This window comes from Paracoccus litorisediminis (genome assembly GCF_009711205.1).
In the GTDB taxonomy this organism is placed as follows: Bacteria; Pseudomonadota; Alphaproteobacteria; order Rhodobacterales; family Rhodobacteraceae; genus Paracoccus; species Paracoccus litorisediminis.
In genome coordinates this window covers 58,131-76,885 of the sequence record NZ_WMIG01000011.1, presented here as the reverse complement: position 1 = coordinate 76,885, position 18,755 = coordinate 58,131, and the positions used below count along the sequence as shown (strand labels likewise).

Sequence of the window (18,755 nt, the reverse complement as noted above, 5' to 3'; positions counted from 1 at the left end):
ACATGAACGCCAAGACAGATTTCGCCGGTTTCGAAGTCGGCTATGACATCCCCGCCCTGCCCGGCATGGCCGAGGCCGATATCCAGACGCCTTGCCTGATCCTCGATCTGGACGCGCTGGAGCGTAACATCAGGAAGATGGGCGATTACGCCAAGGCGCACGGCATGCGCCACCGCAGCCACGGCAAGATGCACAAGTCGGTCGACGTGCAGAAATTGCAGCAGGAACTGGGTGGTGCTGCGGGCGTCTGCTGCCAGAAGGTCTCCGAGGCCGAGGTCTTTGCCCGTGGCGGCATCAAGGACATCCTTGTGTCGAACCAGGTCCGCGATCCGGCCAAGATCGACCGCCTTGCCCGGCTGCCGAAGCTGGGCACGCGGATCATTGTCTGCGTCGATGACGTGGCAAACGTCGCCGACCTGTCGGCGGCCGCGCAGCGTCACGGGACCCAGCTGGAGGTCTTTATCGAGATCGACTGCGGCGCGGGCCGCTGCGGCGTGACCACTGCGGCAGCGGTGGTTCAGATCGCCAAGGCCGTCGATGCAGCACCGGGGCTGAAATTCACCGGCATTCAGGCCTATCAGGGCGCGATGCAGCACATGGAAAGCTTCATCGACCGCAAGGCCAAGCTGGACGCCGCCATCGCGCAGGTCAAGGAAGCCGTGGCGGCGCTGGAGGAAGCGGGGCTTTCGCCGGAACTCGTCTCGGGCGGCGGCACCGGCAGCTATTATTTCGAGAGCAATTCCGGCGTCTATAACGAACTGCAATGCGGCTCCTACGCCTTCATGGATGCCGATTATGGCCGCATCAAGGACGAGGGTGGCCATCGCATCGACAAGGGCGAATGGGAAAACGCGCTGTTCATTCTGACCTCGGTCATGTCCCACGCCAAGCCTGACAAGGCGATCTGCGATGCGGGCCTCAAGGCGCAATCGGTCGATAGCGGGTTGCCCTTCATCTATGGCCGCGATGACGTGGAATATGTCAAATGCTCGGACGAGCATGGCGTGATCGCGGACCCCAAGGGCGTCCTCAAGGTCAATGAAAAGCTGCGCCTTGTCCCCGGCCATTGCGACCCGACCTGCAACGTCCATGACTGGTATGTCGGTGTGCGGAACGGCAAGGTCGAGACCGTCTGGCCGGTCAGCGCCCGCGGAAAGGGTTATTGATGCTGGTCGTCGCGGAAAAGGAAATCGGGGGGCTGATGACCCCCGAAGCCGCCTATGACGCGGTCGAGGCGGTCTTTGCCGCCATGGCCGCCGACCGGGCCTATAACTTCCCCGTGGTGCGCGAGGCGATCGGCCATGACGATGCGCTTTACGGCTTCAAGGGCGGCTTCGACGGAGCCGCCCTGACGCTGGGACTGAAGGCCGGAGGCTATTGGCCGCAGAACCAGAAACACGGGCTGATCAATCACCAGTCGACGGTCTTCCTGTTCGACGCCGATACCGGGAGGGTCGCGGCGGCGGTCGGGGGGAACCTGCTGACCGCCCTGCGTACGGCGGCGGCCTCGGCAGTGTCGATAAAGTATCTGGCGCCCAAGGGTGCCAAGGTGCTGGGCATGATCGGCGCAGGCCATCAATCGGCCTTCCAAATGCGTGCCGCCGCCCGCGTCCATGACTTCGAGAAGGTCATCGGCTGGAACCCCCACCCCGAGATGCTGACCCGTCTGGCCGACACTGCTGCCGAACTGGGCCTGCCCTTCGAGGCGGTGGACCTGCCGCGGCTTGGCGCGGAAGCCGACGTGATCATCTCGATCACCTCAGCCTTTTCGCCGCTGCTGATGGACGGCCATGTGCAGGGTCCGACCCATATCGCGGCCATGGGCACCGACACCAAGGGCAAGCAGGAACTTGACCCGGCGCTGGTCGCCCGCGCCGGCCTGTTCACCGATGAGGTCGCGCAATCCGTGGCCATCGGTGAATTCCAGCACGCCATTGCGGCTGGGCTGATTGCAGAGGAGGCAATCACCCAGATCGGCGCAGTGGTGAACGGCAGCCACCCCGGACGCGGGGATGCCGAGCTGACGATTTTCGACGGCACCGGCGTCGGTCTGCAAGACCTCGCCGTGGCCCGCGCCGTCGTGAAACTGGCCCAGGAAAAGGGGCTGGCCCAGAAGGTCGAAATCTGACCAGGGGCCGAAGCAAGACAAGGGAGGAGAACCATGTCACACGAAACCGCCGGCCGGGTCATTGATCCGGTCGAGGAAATCCTGCCGGCTCCACGCCTGTTCACGCTGGGTTTCCAGCATGTGCTGGTCATGTATGCCGGAGCCATCGCCGTCCCCCTGATCGTGGGCCGCGCCCTGCAGCTGTCGCCGCAGGACGTGGCCTTTCTGATTTCGGCGGACCTGTTCGTCTGCGGTCTGGTCTCGATCATCCAGTCGCTGGGCGCGACGCAATGGTTCGGCATCCGCCTGCCGGTGATGATGGGCGTGACCTTTGCCGCCGTCGGTCCGATGGTGTCGATCGCCAGCGCCCAGCCGGGGGCCGAGGGTGCGCGGATGCTGTTCGGCGCAATCATCGCCGCCGGTGTCATCTCGATCTTTCTTGCGCCCTTTGTCAGCCGCCTGCTGCGCTTCTTTCCCAGCGTGGTGACGGGCACGGTGATCCTCGCCATCGGCGTCAGCCTGATGCCCATCGGCATCAACTGGATCTTTGGCCTGCCCTTCGGCCCGACCGCGCCGAAGCTGGTTGACCCCGCCCAGCAGGAATGGCTGAACGCCGCCATCGCCGCAGGCTCGGCCCCCGAAGGCCTCAAGCTGCTGCCAACGGTCCCGAACCCGGCCTATGCCTCGAGCCAGAACATCATCATCGGTTTGGTGGTGCTGGGCTCGATCCTGCTGCTGTCGCGCTTCGGTCGCGGCTTCATCTCGAACATCGCGGTGCTTCTGGGCATCATCGGCGGCGGTGTGCTGGCCGCCAGCATGGGCATGATGCATTTCGGTGCCGTGTCCGAAGCAGCCTGGTTCGCGCCCATCCGCCCCTTCCATTTCGGCATGCCGATCTTTGACCCGGTGATGATCGCGACGATGATCCTGGTCATGTTCGTGACCATGGTGGAATCGACCGGCATGTTCCTGGCTCTGGGTGAGATCTGCAACCGCAAGGTCACGCCGAAAACCCTGTCGGCCGGGCTTCGCGTCGACGGTCTGGGCACGGCACTGGGTGGGCTGTTCAACACCTTCCCCTATACGTCCTTCAGCCAGAACGTCGGCCTTGTCGGCGTGACCGGCATCCGCTCTCGGTTTGTCTGCGTGGCGGGCGGCGCGATCATGATCGTGCTGGGCCTGATCCCGAAAATGGGCGCGCTGGTCGAAAGCCTGCCGACCACCGTTCTGGGCGGCGCGGGTCTGGTCATGTTCGGCATGGTCGCGGCGACCGGCATCCGCATCCTTGCGAATGTCGATTTCGCGGGCAACCGGCACAACCTGTTCGTGGTCGCGATCTCGCTGGGGATGGCGATGATCCCGATGGTCGCGCCCGATTTCAACCAATGGATGCCGCATGCTTTGCACCCGCTGATCCATTCCGGCATCCTGCTGGCGACGCTTTCGGCGGTGGCGCTGAACTGGTACTTCAACGGTGCGCCCCACGCGACCGAGGATGATATCCGCGCCGCTGGCCACGCCGCCGAAGCGCACTGAAAGGAAGAAGCACATGACCCGAACCCTGATCCGCAAGGCCGAGGTGGTCGTCACCATGGACGGAACCCGGCGCGAGATCGCGGGCGGAGACGTGTTGATCGATGGCGGGGTTATCCTCGCCATCGGCACGAACCTGCCCTCGGAAGGTGCCGAGGTGGTCGAGGCCAAGGGCTGCGTCGTCACCCCCGGCATGATCAACACCCATCACCACCTGTTCCAGACCCTGACCCGCGCTGTGCCCGCCGCGCAGGACGCGGCGCTTTTCGGCTGGCTGCGCACGCTTTATCCGATCTGGGCGCGGATGACGCCCCACGACATCCGCCTGTCTGCGCAGATCGGGCTGGCGGAACTGGCGCTATCCGGCTGCACTTGTTCCTCGGATCACCTTTACCTGTTCCCCAACGGCGCGCGGCTTGACGACAGCATCGAGGCTGCATCCGAGATCGGCATCCGCTTCCACGCCACCCGCGGCGCCATGTCCATCGGCGAAAGCAAGGGCGGCTTGCCCCCGGATTCTCTGGTCGAGGCCGAGGCCTCGATCCTGAAGGACAGCGAACGCCTTATCTCGGCTTTCCACGACCCGAACCCCGGCGCAATGGTGCAGGTGGGCCTCGCCCCCTGCTCGCCCTTCTCGGTCAGCCGTGAGTTGATGCGCGACGCGGCGATCCTTGCCCGCGAGAAAGGCGTGCGCCTGCACACCCATCTGGCCGAGAATGACGAAGACATCGCCTATTCGCTGGCGAACTTCGGCATGTTGCCCGGCGATTACGCCGAAAGCCTCGGCTGGACCGGAGACGATGTCTGGCACGCCCATTGCGTGAAGCTCTCGGACAAGGAGATCGACCTGTTCGCCCGCACCGGCACCGGCGTCGCCCACTGCCCCTGCTCGAACGCGCGGCTTGCCTCGGGCATCGCCCCGATCCGGCAGATGCGGGATGCGGGCGTGCCGGTGGGGCTGGGTGTCGATGGCTCGGCCTCGAACGACTGCTCGCATCTGGGCCTTGAGGCGCGTCAGGCCATGCTGATGGCGCGGCTGAAAAACGGCCCCGCCGCCATGGGCGCACGCGAGGCGCTCGAGATCGCCACCCTTGGCGGTGCCCGCGTCCTTGGCCGGACCGACCTTGGCAGCCTCGAACCCGGCAAGCGTGCCGATCTGGTCCTGTGGGACATCACCGAACTGGCGGCGGCGGGCGAATGGGACCCGGTCGCGGCGCTGGTCTTCTGCGCACCGATGCGCGCGAAATCCGTCTATGTCGAGGGCCGCGCGGTGGTCCGAGATCACCAGTTGCTGACCGCCGACACCCGCAAATTGAACAATCAGGCCCGCGCGGCCACCATCCGCCTCGCCAATTGAAAGGACCCTTGATGACCGGCTTTCTGACCACCCATGTTCTCGACACCGCCAATGGCGCGCCCGCCCAAGGCATGCGGATCGAGCTTTACCGCCTCGACCCCGAACGCCGCCTGATCAAGGAAACCGTCACCAACCATGACGGCCGCACCGATGCCCAAATCCTGCCCGCAGCCGAATTCGAAACCGGCGAATACGAGTTGGTCTTTCATGTCGGCGCATGGCTCGACGCCCAAGGCCATGAGGCCGCGAAACCCCGTTTCCTCGACCAGATCCCGCTGCGCTTCGGCATGTCCGAGCAGGACCATTACCACGTCCCGCTGCTGATCTCGCCCTACGGCTATTCAACCTATCGCGGCAGCTGATTTACCGGATTCCAGCCTAGCGGACCCAATAATGCGGCGGTAGCACCGAGAGGTCTATCGCCGCATTCTCAACACCACCTTATAGATTTTCCAACGAACGTGACAAATCACACTATTTGAACTTCGACATCCCGTGTTGATGTAGCCTGCGTGGAGCATCCGTGAGGCAAGGCAATGCAGAGCGCCGAAACCGACTACCGCATCATCACACAAGAGTATGCTAAGGGCGCAATCAATGCCTCGATACTGATCAATGGTGGCGCAGCCGTTGCGGTTCTTTCGCAAATGGCAAACCTGCTTCCCATGATCTCAAGCTGTTCGCTCGCAATTGCCGTGCTCTTTTTCGCCTTCGGCGTTCTGTCTGGCCTATGTGCGTGGACAGTTGGTTTCCTCTCGACGCGATATGCGGACCGAACCTTGAGAAAGCAGGAACCGGATTTTGCACTCAGTGACCGATACTTGGTTCTCGGCTTAATTTGTATCGTCGGTTGCGGCGTATGCTTCCTGTTCGGTGTGATCGTTCTAGCAGTAGGGTTTATCCGCCCTTAGACGCTCTTTGTTCTGTCCGTATGAGCTGGTTGTCCATTCACCAACTAGACATTTGTGCGTCCGCCATGCCCAAAAGATTTTCAACGCAAACTTAAGACAGCCACGGCGCTCAAGCCGATTTCCGCGAAGCCCCCGGTTGCGCTAGGATTTCCCCAGCAAGACAGGAGCAATGCATGTCCGATTTCGCCGTGATCTGGGATTGGCTGGCCTTCGCGATCCGCTGGACGCATGTCGTCACCGCGATCGCCTGGATCGGTTCGTCCTTCTACTTCGTCGCCCTCGACCTGGGCCTTCAGAAAGCCCCCGGCCTGCCGAAAGGTGCCCATGGCGAGGAATGGCAGGTTCATGGCGGCGGCTTCTACCATATCCAGAAATACCTCGTCGCGCCCGAGCGGATGCCCGAGCATCTGACCTGGTTCAAATGGGAAAGCTACATGACCTGGATCTCGGGGGCGGCGCTTCTGATGGTCACCTATTGGGTCGGGTCCGAGCTGTTCCTGATCGACCCCGCCAAGATGGAGTTGGCCCCTTGGCAGGCGATTCTGATCTCGGCCGCGTCGCTGTCGATCGGCTGGCTGATCTATGACTTCCTGTGCAAATCCAAGCTGGGCGAGACGCCGACCCTGCTGATGCTGCTGCTGTTCGCCATGCTCATCGCCATGGGCTGGGGCTACAATCAGATCTTCACCGGCCGCGCGACCATGCTGCATCTGGGCGCCTTCACCGCGACGATCATGACGGCGAACGTGTTCTTCATTATCATGCCGAACCAGCGCATCGTGGTAGCGGATCTGAAGGCCGGGCGTCCCGCCGATCCGAAATACGGCAAGATCGCCAAGCTGCGTTCGACCCATAACAACTACCTGACGCTGCCGGTCGTCTTCCTGATGCTGTCGAACCACTATCCGCTGGCCTTCGCCTCGGAATTGAACTGGGTCATTGCCGGGCTGATCTTTCTGATGGGCGTGACCATCCGGCATTTCTTCAACACCATGCATGCCCGCAAGGGGAAGCTGTGGTGGTGCTGGGCGATCACCGCGATCCTGTTCATCATGGTGATGTGGATCTCGACCGCGCCGATGTTCCGCCAAACGCTGGAGGAATCCGAGGCCCGCGTGCTGACCCCGACCCAGCAGGCCATGATCGACGCCCCCGGCTGGGACGAGGCCCAGAACGCCGTCATGGGCCGCTGCAGCATGTGCCACTCGCGCGAACCCACCTATGAGGGTATCCATACCGCGCCCAAGGGGGTCCTGCTGGAAACCCCCGACGACATCACCCGCGCCGCGCGCGAGATCTTTATCCAGGCGGGCGTGACCAATGCCATGCCCCCGGCCAATGTCAGCTTCATGGAGCCTGCCGAGCGGCAGGCGATCATGGACTGGTATCGCGGCCTGCCGAAGGCCCTCGCCGCGAACTGAGGCTTTTCCCGCGCCGCCATCCACGCTAGTCCATGCCCCGAACAAACGGGGGCAGGATCATGGACAGCGGCAACGGTTGGGACGAAAGCGCCGAGGCATGGATCGCCGACATGGGCGAGACCGGAGATTTCTCGCGCCGCTACGTGCTGGACGCCCCGATGCTGGACCGCATCCGGGGCCGCGGCTTTCAGAATGCGCTGGATGTCGGCTGCGGCGAGGGGCGTTTCAGCCGGATGATGTCGGAACTGGGCGTCACCACCACCGGCATCGACCCGACGGCCCGTCTGATCGAGACCGCCCGCACCCGCCACCCGCAGGGCGACTATCTGGAAGCGCAGGCCGAGGCCCTGCCCTTTCCCGATGCCAGCTTTGATTTGGTCGTGAGCTACCTGACCCTGATCGATATCGACGACAGCGACACCGCCATCGCCGAGATGGCCCGTGTGCTGCGTCCGGGTGGCACGCTGCTGATCGCGAACCTGAACTCGTTCAGCACTGCCGGATCGTGGCAGGGTGATGGCGACAGCGCGCGTGGCTATCTGATCGACAATTACCTTGAGCCGCGCGCCGAATGGGTCAGCTGGCGCGGCATCTTGATCCGCAACTGGCACCGCCCACTTGGCGCCTATATGCAGCCGCTGCTGGCACAGGGGCTGCGGCTGGCGCATTTCGATGAGCCCGCAGCACAGGGCGGAGAGCCCGCGCGGATCACGCGCTACAACCGCGCGCCCTATCACCACATCATGGAATGGACGAAGCCCTAAGCGCCCAGATAGCGCCGGGACTCGCGGGCGATATAGTCGACGAACAGCCGCACCTTGGGGTCCTGCAGGCGACGATGCGGGGTCAGCACTCCGAATTGCGCCGGAGACGGCGGGCATTCCGGCAGGACCAGCACCAGCCGTCCGGCGTCCAGATGCTCGGCCACCTCGTAATGCGGGCGGTTGGCGATGCCGCAGCCGTCCAGCGCCCAATCGGTCAGAACATCACCGTCATCGGCGTCGAAATGACCATTGACCAGTAGTTTCTGCGGGCCGTCGGGCGTCTTCAGCACCCAGTAATATTCCGGGCTGCGCGGATAGCGCAGCAGCAGGCAATTATGCTTGACCAGATCGTCGGGCTTTTCCGGCACGCCATGTTTCGCGAGGTAATCCGGGGTTGCTACCAGCACCCGTTTGCATTCCGCGATCCGCCGCCATTTCAGCGCCGAATCCTGCGGCTCACCCAGGAAAAACGCCAGATCGATCCCGTCGGCGATGATATCGACATTGCGGTCGGACAGACGCAACCTGATCTCGACCCCCGGATATTCCTCGCAGAATTTCGGCACGAGCGGCGAGATCAGTCGTCGCCCCAGCCCCAGCGGCGCTGTCACCCGCAACGCGCCATGCGGCATCCCGGAAAAACCCGAAACGACGGCCTCGGCCTCATCCAGTGTTTCGATCACCCGGCGGGCGCTTTCATAGAAGGCGCGCCCCACCTCGGTCGGGACCAGCTTGCGAGTCGTGCGGTTCAGAAGCCGCACGCCGAAGCGCGTCTCCAGATCCTTGATGCGATTTGAGGCAACTGCCGGGGACATGCGCAAATCACGCCCCCCCGCCGTAATCGAGCCCAGTTCGATGACGCGGACAAAAACCCGCAGACTTTCAAGGTATGGCAACGGACCGACCCGCTTCTTTCAATGAACGGCTGAAAGTCTTATGCTCATTCGGTGATTTCGCAAAGGTCAATTCGCATCTAGGCTTTCCTTGAGCGACCCGAGCGAGGACTTGATGGGCAGCGAACTGCGCTTTCTTCTGAACGACACCGAGATCCGCCTGACCGAGGCGGGATCCCGCGATACCCTGCTGGACTTCCTGCGGCTGAACCGCCGCCTGACCGGCACCAAGGAAGGCTGTGCCGAGGGCGATTGCGGGGCGTGTACCGTGCTGGTCGGCCGGATGCATCACGGGCATCTGCAATATGAGCCGATCAACGCCTGCATCCGTTTCCTCGCCTCGTGCCACGGCTGCCATATCGTCACCATCGAGCATCTGCGCGGGCCCCAAGGCGGGTTGCATCCGGTGCAAGCCGCGATGGTCGAGCATCACGGCAGCCAATGCGGCTTCTGCACGCCGGGCTTTGTCATGGCGCTGTATGGGTTGTGGATGCAGAACCCCCGCCCCGACATGGGCGCGATCGAAACGGCCCTGCAAGGCAACCTCTGCCGCTGCACCGGCTATGAGCCGATCGTGAAAGCCGCCTTTGCCGCCAGCGAGGCCGGGGGTCAGCATATGGACGCGCTAAGCGTCGAGCGCGACCACGTGACCGCGTCGCTGAGTGCCATTCCGCAGGAGCGGGTCGAAATCGCCCGTGGCGAGGATCGCGCCATCCTGCCGAAAGACGCCGCCGATCTGGCGCAGGTGCTGGCCCAGAACCCCAAGGCCACCATCGTCGCCGGCGCGACCGATGTGGGCCTGTGGGTCACGAAATTCCTGAAAGACATCTCTCCGGCGGTGTTCATCGGCCATCTGGCGGACCTCAAGCGGATCGAGATCACACCGGGCCAGATCACCATCGGCGCGGGCGTCACCTATACCGAGTTTGAGCCCTTCGTGCTGGCCCATTTCCCCGAGGCGCTGGATTATTGGCGGCGCATCGGCGGCTGGCAGGTGCGCAATGCCGGGACCATCGGCGGGAACGTGGCGAACGGTTCCCCCATCGGGGAAACGCCGCCCTTGCTGATCGCCTTGGGCGCCACGATGACCCTGCGCAGCGCGGCAGGTACCCGTGACGTGGCCGTCGAGGATTACTTCGTGGCTTATGGCAAACAGGACCGCCTTCCCGGCGAGTTCGTGGAATCGATCCATGTGCCGTTGAAGGGCGATGCCCTGATCGCCGCCTACAAGGTCAGCAAACGCCTTCACGCCGACATCACCGCATCCGCCGCAGCCTTCCGCGTGGAAACCGACGGCGCCACGATCATTGACGCCCGCGTGGCCTTTGGCGGCATGGCCGCCACCCCGAAACGCGCCGCCCATGCCGAGGCCGCGCTGAAGGGCCAGCCCTTCTCGGCCGAAACCTTCGAGGCAGCGGCCAAGGCCGTCGCCAATGACTTCCAACCGCTCAGCGACTGGCGCGCCAGCGCCGAATATCGCCAGCAACTTGCCGCCAATTTCTTCCGCCGCTTCTGGCTGGAACAATCGGGCGCGGAACACCGTCTGAGGAGGGTCGAATGAAACAGGACGTGCAAGTCAAGGGCGCGGCCCATAGCTCGATCATTCACGATTCCGCCGTCAAGCACGTCACCGGGCGCGCGGACTATACCGATGACATCGCGGAACCCGTCGGCACGCTTCATGCCTATCTGGGGCTGTCGACCGTGGCCCATGGCCGCATCACGGAAATGGACCTCACGGCGGTGCGCACGGCCCCCGGCGTGCATCTGGTGCTGACCGCAGATGACATTCCCGGCGTCAATGACATCAGCCCAAACGGGCTGCATGACGATCCGGTCTTTGCCTACCCCGAGGTCCAATTCCACGGCCAGCCGATCTTTGCGGTCATCGCAGAAACCCGCGACCAAGCCCGCCGCGCCTGCCAACTGGCCCGCGTCACCTATGAACAGCTGCCCTTCGCGCTGGACGCGATCAGCGCCCGCGATGCCGGCATGGGCTATGTGACAAAGCCCCTGAAACTTGCGCGCGGTGACATGGCCGAACTGGACCGCGCGCCCCGCCGCCTGTCGGGTCGGCTGACCGTTGGTGGGCAGGAACATTTCTACCTCGAAAGCCAGATCGCCTTCGCCATCCCCGGCGAGGATGAGGATGTGATCATCCACACCTCGACCCAGCACCCATCCGAGGTCCAGCACATGGTCGCCCATGTCCTTGGCACGGCGGCCCATTCCGTGGTGGTCAATGTGCGCCGCATGGGCGGGGGTTTCGGCGGCAAGGAAACGCAGATGAACCTGTTCTCGGTCATTGCCGCCTTGGCCGCGAAGAAGCTGCATCGTGCGGTCAAGCTGCGCCCCGACCGCGACGACGACTTCCAGATCACCGGCAAGCGCCACGACTTCGTCATCGACTATCAGGTTGGCTATGACGACACCGGCAAAATCCACGCGGTCGATGGCGATTTCTACGCCCGCTGCGGCTTCTCGGCGGATCTGTCTGGCCCGGTGACGGACCGCGCGCTGTTCCATGCCGACAATGCCTATTACTACCCGGCGGTAGAGCTTCGCAGCCACCCGATCAAGACCAATACCTGCTCGAACACCGCCTTCCGCGGCTTTGGCGGCCCGCAAGGCGTCATTATGGCCGAGCGCGTGGTCGAGGATATCGCCTATGCCCTTGGCCGCGACCCCTTGGAAATCCGCAAGCTGAACCTTTACGAAAACGGCCAGCTGACCCCCTATCACCAAGAGGTCGAGGACCAGATCCTGCCGCGTATCTTCGAGGAACTCGAAGCCAGCAGCGACTACCACGCCCGCCGTCAGGCCGTGCTGGACTGGAACGCGCGCGGCGGCACCATCCGCAAGGGCATTGCGCTGACCCCGGTCAAGTTCGGCATCAGCTTCACCGCGACATGGTTCAACCAGGCGGGCGCGCTGATCCACCTGTATTCCGACGGCTCGATCCACCTGAACCATGGCGGAACCGAGATGGGTCAGGGCTTGAACACCAAGGTGGCCCAAGTCGTGGCCGAGGCGCTTGGCGTGGATATCGCCCGCATCAAGATCACCAAGACCACGACCGAGAAGGTCCCGAACACCTCGGCCACGGCGGCAAGCTCGGGCTCGGACCTGAACGGCATGGCGGCGTTGGATGCCTGCAATCAGTTGATCGCCCGCCTGACGGCGTTCGCGGCTGAAGCCAAGGGCGTGCCCCCGGAACTGGTGATAATCGGGGAAACCACCCGCATTGGCGATCAGGAATTCCCCTTCGAGGAGTTTATCAAAACCGCCTATATGGCGCGGATTCAGCTTTCGGCGGCGGGCTTCTACAAGACGCCCAAAATCCACTGGAACCGCGATACCGGACAGGGCCGCCCCTTCTATTACTTCGCCTATGGTGCCGCCTGCGCCGAGGTCGCGGTGGACACGCTGACCGGCGAATATGTGATCGAGCGCGCCGATGTGCTGCACGACGTGGGCCGCAGCCTGAACCCGGCGCTGGACAAGGGTCAGGTCGAGGGCGCCTTCGTCCAAGGCACCGGCTGGCTGACCAGCGAAGAGCTGTGGTGGGACGCCAAGGGGCAGCTCAAGACCCATGCGCCCTCGACCTACAAAATCCCGCTAGCGTCGGATCGGCCCAAGGTCTTCAACGTCGCGCTGGCCGATTGGTCAGTGAACCGCGAAAACACCATCAAACGGTCGAAAGCCGTGGGCGAGCCGCCCTTCATGCTGGGCATCTCGGTCTTTCAGGCGCTGAACATGGCCGTGGCCAGCTTCAACGACTATGCTGAGAACCCGCGCATCGATGCCCCCGCCACACCCGAACGCGTGTTGATGGCGATCGAGAGGCTCAGATGATCCGCGTCACCATCACCCGCACGCGCGGCTCAAGCCCGCGCGAGGCTGGCGCCACGATGATCGTGACGACCGACAAGACCAGCGGCACGATTGGCGGCGGGCAGTTGGAATATATGGCCATCGACCGCGCGCGGCAGATGCTCGCGCGCGGCGAGGACGCGGCGACGATGGACATCCCCCTTGGCCCCGAGATCGGCCAATGCTGCGGCGGCCGCGTCGAGCTTTCGCTGATCCGCATCAGCGAGATGCCCGCCCCGCCGGAATATCCTCAGGTCCTGATCTTTGGCGCGGGCCATGTGGGTCGGGCATTGGCCCGGGCGCTGGCCTTGCTGCCGCTGCGCCCCATCCTGATCGATCAGCGCGCCGAGGAACTAAGCCTTGCGCGCGGCGAAACCGTCCTGACTCCCCTGCCGGAAGCCGAGATCCGCTCGGCCCCCAGCGGCACCTCCTATGTCATCGTGACCCATGATCACGCGCTGGATTTCCTGCTGACCTCCGAGGCGCTGCGACGCATGGACGCCCCCTATATCGGTATGATCGGCAGCCAGACGAAACTGGCGCAGTTCCGCCGCTTTGCCGGGGCGCAAGGCCTCGGGACCAAGCGTCTGACCTGCCCCATCGGCGCGGGCCAGTCCCGCGACAAACGCCCCGAGGTCATCGCAGCACTCACCGCCGCCGAGATCATCACCCGCCTCACCCAGTCCGTTTCTCCGTTTCAGAAATTCCCATGCGACAGTTGATCCGAGGGCGCACCCTCTCTTTCCACGCCGACCCCGCCATTACCGAGGACAGCTTCACCTATCTCGAGGATGGCGCGATCCTGATCGAGAATGGCAAGATCGCCGCCATCGGCGATTACGCTTCATTGCGGCAAGACGGCCTGCCCGAGATCGACCACCGCCCGAACCTGATCCTGCCCGGTTTCATCGATCCGCATCTGCATTTCCCGCAAGTGCAGGTGATCGCCAGCTGGGGCGCTCAGCTTCTGGACTGGCTGAACACCTATACCTTCCCCAGCGAAGCCGAGTTCCGCGACGCAGACCACGCGACGCGCATGGCCGATGCCTTTCTGAAGCTGCTCTTGTCACATGGCACGACCTCGGCCGTGGCCTTCTGCTCGAGCCATGCCCGATCGGCCGAGGCGCTGTTCTCGGCGGCCGAGTCCCGCAACATGGCCATGATCGCCGGCAAGGTGATGATGGACCGCAATGCCCCCGAGGGCGTGCTGGACACCCCGCAATCCAGCTATGACGACAGCAAGGCGCTGATCCAGAAATGGCATGGTCGAGGCCGCCAGCGCTACGCGATCAGCCCCCGCTTCGCCATCACCTCGACGCCCGAGCAGATGGAGGCCGCAGGTGCCTTGGTCCGCGAACACCCCGATTGCCACATCCAGACCCATCTGAGCGAGAACCTCGCCGAGATAGAATTTACCTTAAGCCTTTATCCCAACGCACGGGATTATCTTGATATCTACGAGACATATGGTCTGCTCGGCCCGAAGATCCTGCTTGGCCATTGCATCCATCTGCGCGAACGCGAAATCGCCCGCATGGCCGAGACCGGTAGCCGCGCGATCTTCTGCCCCACGTCAAACCTGTTCCTCGGCTCGGGCCTATTTGACGAGGCTGGCCTGCGCGCGGCAGACGTCCCCACCGGCATCGCCACCGACATCGGCGGCGGCACAAGCTATTCGATGCTGCAGACCCTGAACGAGGGCTACAAGATCCTGCAACTGCGCGGCCAGAAACTGCACCCCTATGCCGCCTTCCACTGGGCGACACGCGGCAATGCGCTGGCACTGGGTATGGAGGACCGCATCGGCACCCTCGCCCCCGGCACGGATGCGGATTTCGTGGTGTTGGATAGCCATGCGACCCCCGCCATGGCGCTTCGCATGGAAAAGGCCCAGACGCTGGCTGAGGAGCTTTTCATCCTGCAAATCATGGGCGACGACCGCGCTGTCGCCCAGACCTATGTGGCTGGAAAACCGATGCTCTAGTCGGCAACTGGAGCCAAAAGCCAAAGAAAGCAAATGAACGCGCAAAGGAAAGCAGAAGCGTGCGCAAGGCCTGTCAAGTCCTGATCGTGCTCAGAACGGGATTACCTCTGGGCGATAAGAGTCGAGACGTCGCGGCGGCGGTATATCCGCCTGCAGCCTGCAGCCGGCGCGACGGCATTTTCATCAAGGAAAGCATCAAGCTGCGCCCAGTCTAGACCGGCAGCAAGCCCAAGCTTGCGGTAGCTGATGAAGTCGCGATGGAAACCCGCGACATCATCCGAGGTCAGAACGCGGCGCTCGCCTGCAGCACGAGGCGACGCCGCAAACCGCGATGTCATCATCTCGCGATGCAGGAAGCTCAGCATCTCGCTTTTCGGAATGCCCTGCGACACCGCGAAGAGTTCGCCGGAGATCGGATTTTCGCCAGCCGGCCGGCTTGCCAGATCGACAAGGATCGAGGCAAAACCCTGGCGCTGGACATGGCGCCCGATCCGGGGCAGTCGGCCGTCACGGATCATCTCAATGATCTCGACGAGGCGGCAATTCAGGTGCCGTGCGGCAGTCGGGATATCCGTCCAGTGATGCATCGGCACATAGACGGTCTCGGCACCGCACAAGAGATCATCGAGCAAGGCTTGCCCTTGCATGGGGTTCAACGATCCGTCCGCATGTCTGGTGGAAGCGAGAGGCCCCGATGCCGCCAGCTGATCCAGGAATTCCCCAGTCAGCCCAAATGCCTGGCGGAACTCTTTCTCCGATAGGTTTAATGCGATCTGCGCCAGTAATGCCCCGGCTTGATCCGCGTAGAATACCGCCCATTCGTCCGGTAGCTTGGCAGACCCTTCCGGCAGCAGGCCCGCTGCAATCAGGTTGGACCGGACCTCCGCGACGGGCCGTGCCGTCGCCCGTGCGGCGCTGGCGACAGAGTGCAGGCGGCGTTTCAGCACCGGCTCGCCGAGGATTTCCTCGCCTGGACCGAGGGGCCAAGTCGTCTCGATGTGGTGACGCAGGAAGTCTCGGAACGGCGCGAGTTCGCTCGGCAGAGGATCGGCGGCCAGCATCTCATGCAAGTTGCCGAAGATCTTTTTCGGTCCGTCTTCAGGCTTGCCCATCATCTGCTGCAATTGTGTCAGAGCAGCCAGAAGACCGGCTTCGCCGCTTTGGCAAAGATCGAAGCCGACGGAACTCGGCCGCCAAAGGTCCTCGGGCGCGAGCTTTTTCCATTTCGGCAGCTTGGTCGCGATCGCGGCCCGACCCAGTTCAGCGCAGAACAAGCTCGCGGCATGAAGCGAAAATTCATCGAGCCAGATGGGTCTCCGTGTCTTTCCCTCAAGCCGCTCCTGCAGCCATATATCGAAGGTGGTGGGTTCACGCTTCTCGGCAATCGGCAGGGATTTCCAGTCGTGGTCACCGAGTTCAAGGAAACGCGCTGCACTGTCACAGCGCCGGATCGGCTGCGCCTCGGTCCAAAGTGGCTCAAGAGGGCGACCGTGACGCAGGCAGATGGTAACTTGCAACAGGAGCCATACGCCCCGGATGGCGGCACCCTCGGAATGCTCCCTCCCAAGATCTTCCTCGAGGCAATCCCGACAGCCCCTGATCCCCGCTCCGCGTAGAGCGACTGCCGGAAAGACATGCCCCCGCAAGCTCGCCCTGCCACCCGCCTCAAACTGCGGCGTATTTCGCCGCAGATCGGCTGCATCGGCATCGGAAAGTTCGGCGAGCCGATAAAGCGCGGCATCGGTTCCATCAAACAATGCGCGGTGCGAGATTCCCATATCCCGAAGAAACTCGGAAAAGTCGACGCCATTGCGCGCCGCGAGACGGGAGGCCAGGGAAAAGGCGGTCTCGCCCTTGATCGGCGGCACGGTGAGGCCAAGCTTGCTCATGGAGGGCTCCCTTGCAGCCAGTCAGAGGGGATGTCGCTGCGCGCATAAAGCTGGCCGAACTCCTTGCCGTCATGCTGGAATCTTGGGATGCCAAGCTTCCGAACCGGGCCGGAGAGCTTCTGCCAATGCACGCCCATTTCCTCCGCCAGGGTCAAAAGTGTGACAAAGCGGCTGCGGAACGCAGTCAGATCCTCCAGCGAGATATAGTGCTGCATCGCGCCCGAGGCAGGATTGCGCAGGATCGTGGAAGGCGTCAGTCCCGCCATGACAAGGCGCCGGGCCTGCGGCCAACGCAAACCGATCCGCTTGGAGAGATCCTCGATATTCAGATGATCCTCGATTGATCGAGCCAGCTTGGCCTCGACCTCGGAGGGCCGCACGACAATGCCACGATAGCCGGGGACGCCCCGTCTCGCGCCGATCGAGGCCAACCTCCCTTCGAACCGCATCCGGATGATATCGCCGGGCGGAATGCGCAAGCGGAGCGCAAGCGCGCCGATCTCTTCCCAGTCGGGGGCGTTGGCTTCGACCGGAACCGCTCCGGCGGAGAGCTTGCCCAGGAAGGTTTCCGCGGCAGCGAGGTCCCAAAGTGGCCGGTGGCCATTGCCCGAGACACTCGGCTCGAGATAGCCAGACATGCGCAAAGTATTGATCTGGGAGGGGGTTATGTTCAGCGCCTGCTGGACGGCCTTCACCGTAACGCCCTGACCGACGCGTCGCAGGAGATCCATCGCGGGACTGGCGGGAAACACCTCCCAAGCGTTGATCTTGCCTTCGCTTTTAGCAGGCACATGGCCATGCGCGGCAAGGATCGCGCGCACGCGTTCCGGCGAATAGCCCGTCTCCCGCGCCGCGGTCAGGACCGAATGCAGTCGGCGCTCGGGCAGCGCCTCGCCAAGGATCTGCTGGCCAGCCGCGATCGGCCAAGTCGAGATGATGTGGTCGCGCAGGATGGTCCGGAACGGAAGATAGGCTAGGCCGGTATGATAGCGGTTGAGATTGCCATAGAGCACTCCGAAGCGTTTTTGCGGTCCATCCTGTGGCGCGCCCTGGACCTGCTGCATCTCGGCGAACTTGGCCCGTAACGCCTCCTCACCCTTGGCCGCGATCTCGAAGCCCAAGGACATCGCCTGCCAGCGATCGCGGCGCGTCATGTCACCCAGTTGCGGGAACCGGTCCCGGGTTAACGTCCGTCCGAGAAGATCGCAGAAATCGAGGCTGGCCTGCAGGTCGAACTGGCCGAGCCAGGTGGAAGTCGGCTGCGCGCTCAGCCGGGCGACGAACCAGCGGTCGAAGGCGCTGGGTTCCACAGGCAAATCAAAGCGCTGATCGGCAAGTGCCTCCTGCCCGAGCGCCTGCAGACGAGACGCAATATCCGAGCGCTGGCGCGCGTCCTCTTCCTGCCAAAGCGGCACCAGCCAGCAACCATGGCGCAGACAGGTGAACCGGAACTCATGTGACCAGTCGGACCGTAGATACATCCTATGTTCTGGCGGCAACTCCCCACCCGCGACGTCCTCACGCAGGCATTGCGGACAACCCCTGATTTCCTTTCCGCTGAAGCGGGAACGGGTCAAATCGTGACAGCACCATGAGGTGGTGTGGGCATCGAGATGCCGCGGCGTCCAGAAGACCAGATCCTGCGCGGAGATGCCCGCGAGCATCGCCAATTGCGCGAGGGCCGACGCCTTGCCGTCCCGGATCTCCGCGAGAGACAGGCCGAGATCGGCACAGAACTCCTCGACCGAACAGAAGTTCCGGGAGGCCAGACGCGAGAGATACGAGGCGGCCCCCTCGCTTTTGTCGAGTCGCATTGTCAGCGGAAGCGCCGCCATTCTTCGATCTGCCTTTGTCGGGTTCGGGGGCCGATTTCTACCAGTTGGAGCAAGGTGCGGCCAGCAGAGTCAGAACATGACGCCGGGTCACGGACTGGAGGTCATGCCGCGATTCGACGCGATGTGAAAACGGTGAAAACCTTGAAACATCACCATTTCGTGATGTGAGAAACCATCTGCGATTTTCA

At 63.3% G+C, this 18,755-nt stretch carries 15 protein-coding genes; 12 read left to right on the top strand and 3 right to left on the bottom strand.

Features of this window, described 5'->3' with window-relative positions:
* The first annotated feature begins 2 nt into the window (after positions 1-2).
* From bhcC to GL300_RS16990, 8 genes are all read left to right on the top strand, one after another.
* Complete coding sequence (gene bhcC / locus GL300_RS17025; protein ID WP_155040859.1) at positions 3-1,166, top strand: 3-hydroxy-D-aspartate aldolase BhcC; 1,164 nt, start codon at positions 3-5, stop codon at positions 1,164-1,166.
* On the top strand, positions 1,166-2,128 hold the full coding sequence (gene bhcD, locus GL300_RS17020; protein WP_155040858.1) for an iminosuccinate reductase BhcD: 963 nt from the start codon (positions 1,166-1,168) through the stop codon (positions 2,126-2,128). Before bhcC ends, bhcD begins: the two co-directional genes overlap by 1 nt.
* Before the next feature lie 33 nt (positions 2,129-2,161).
* Complete coding sequence (locus GL300_RS17015; RefSeq protein ID WP_155040857.1) at positions 2,162-3,643, top strand: nucleobase:cation symporter-2 family protein; 1,482 nt, start codon at positions 2,162-2,164, stop codon at positions 3,641-3,643.
* Between the two features lie 13 nt (positions 3,644-3,656).
* Entirely contained in the window at positions 3,657-4,997 is a 1,341-nt protein-coding gene (locus GL300_RS17010; protein WP_155040856.1) for an 8-oxoguanine deaminase, read from the top strand.
* An 11-nt stretch (positions 4,998-5,008) separates the two neighbouring features.
* Positions 5,009-5,359, top strand: coding sequence for a hydroxyisourate hydrolase (gene uraH / locus GL300_RS17005; RefSeq protein ID WP_155040855.1), 351 nt, complete (start codon positions 5,009-5,011; stop codon positions 5,357-5,359).
* A 174-nt stretch (positions 5,360-5,533) separates the two neighbouring features.
* On the top strand, positions 5,534-5,908 hold the full coding sequence (locus GL300_RS17000; RefSeq protein WP_155040854.1) for a hypothetical protein: 375 nt from the start codon (positions 5,534-5,536) through the stop codon (positions 5,906-5,908).
* A gap of 173 nt (positions 5,909-6,081) precedes the next feature.
* A complete protein-coding gene (locus GL300_RS16995) occupies positions 6,082-7,329 on the top strand; it encodes a urate hydroxylase PuuD (RefSeq protein ID WP_155040853.1) in 1,248 nt (415 codons plus the stop codon).
* A 59-nt stretch (positions 7,330-7,388) separates the two neighbouring features.
* Positions 7,389-8,093, top strand: coding sequence for a class I SAM-dependent methyltransferase (locus tag GL300_RS16990; protein ID WP_155040852.1), 705 nt, complete (start codon positions 7,389-7,391; stop codon positions 8,091-8,093).
* Here GL300_RS16990 and GL300_RS16985 read toward each other — a convergent pair.
* Complete coding sequence (locus tag GL300_RS16985; protein ID WP_155040851.1) at positions 8,090-8,989, bottom strand: LysR family transcriptional regulator; 900 nt, start codon at positions 8,987-8,989, stop codon at positions 8,090-8,092. The genes GL300_RS16990 and GL300_RS16985 overlap by 4 nt on opposite strands.
* A 112-nt stretch (positions 8,990-9,101) precedes the next feature.
* Here GL300_RS16985 and xdhA point away from each other — a divergent pair, with 112 nt between their 5' ends.
* The 4 genes from xdhA to guaD are packed head-to-tail and all read left to right on the top strand — an operon-like array spanning position 9,102 to position 14,843.
* Complete coding sequence (gene xdhA / locus GL300_RS16980; RefSeq protein WP_155040850.1) at positions 9,102-10,547, top strand: xanthine dehydrogenase small subunit; 1,446 nt, start codon at positions 9,102-9,104, stop codon at positions 10,545-10,547.
* Positions 10,544-12,841: a xanthine dehydrogenase molybdopterin binding subunit gene (xdhB, locus tag GL300_RS16975; RefSeq protein ID WP_155040849.1), complete on the top strand. Its 2,298-nt coding sequence runs from the start codon at positions 10,544-10,546 to the stop codon at positions 12,839-12,841. The genes xdhA and xdhB overlap by 4 nt, the downstream gene beginning before the upstream one ends.
* On the top strand, positions 12,838-13,581 hold the full coding sequence (gene xdhC, locus GL300_RS16970; RefSeq protein ID WP_155040848.1) for a xanthine dehydrogenase accessory protein XdhC: 744 nt from the start codon (positions 12,838-12,840) through the stop codon (positions 13,579-13,581). The genes xdhB and xdhC overlap by 4 nt, the downstream gene beginning before the upstream one ends.
* Positions 13,569-14,843 carry a guanine deaminase gene (gene guaD / locus GL300_RS16965; protein ID WP_155040847.1) on the top strand — a complete coding sequence of 425 codons (1,275 nt, stop codon included), beginning with the start codon at positions 13,569-13,571 and terminating at the stop codon, positions 14,841-14,843. Before xdhC ends, guaD begins: the two co-directional genes overlap by 13 nt.
* A gap of 101 nt (positions 14,844-14,944) precedes the next feature.
* On the opposite strand, the gene GL300_RS16960 is transcribed toward guaD, so the two are convergent.
* Together GL300_RS16960 and GL300_RS16955 are read right to left on the bottom strand one after the other, a co-directional pair.
* A complete protein-coding gene (locus tag GL300_RS16960) occupies positions 14,945-16,732 on the bottom strand; it encodes a TniQ family protein (protein ID WP_155040846.1) in 1,788 nt (595 codons plus the stop codon).
* On the bottom strand, positions 16,729-18,567 hold the full coding sequence (locus tag GL300_RS16955; RefSeq protein WP_155040845.1) for a TniQ family protein: 1,839 nt from the start codon (positions 18,565-18,567) through the stop codon (positions 16,729-16,731). The genes GL300_RS16960 and GL300_RS16955 overlap by 4 nt, the downstream gene beginning before the upstream one ends.
* Positions 18,568-18,755 lie beyond the last annotated feature (188 nt).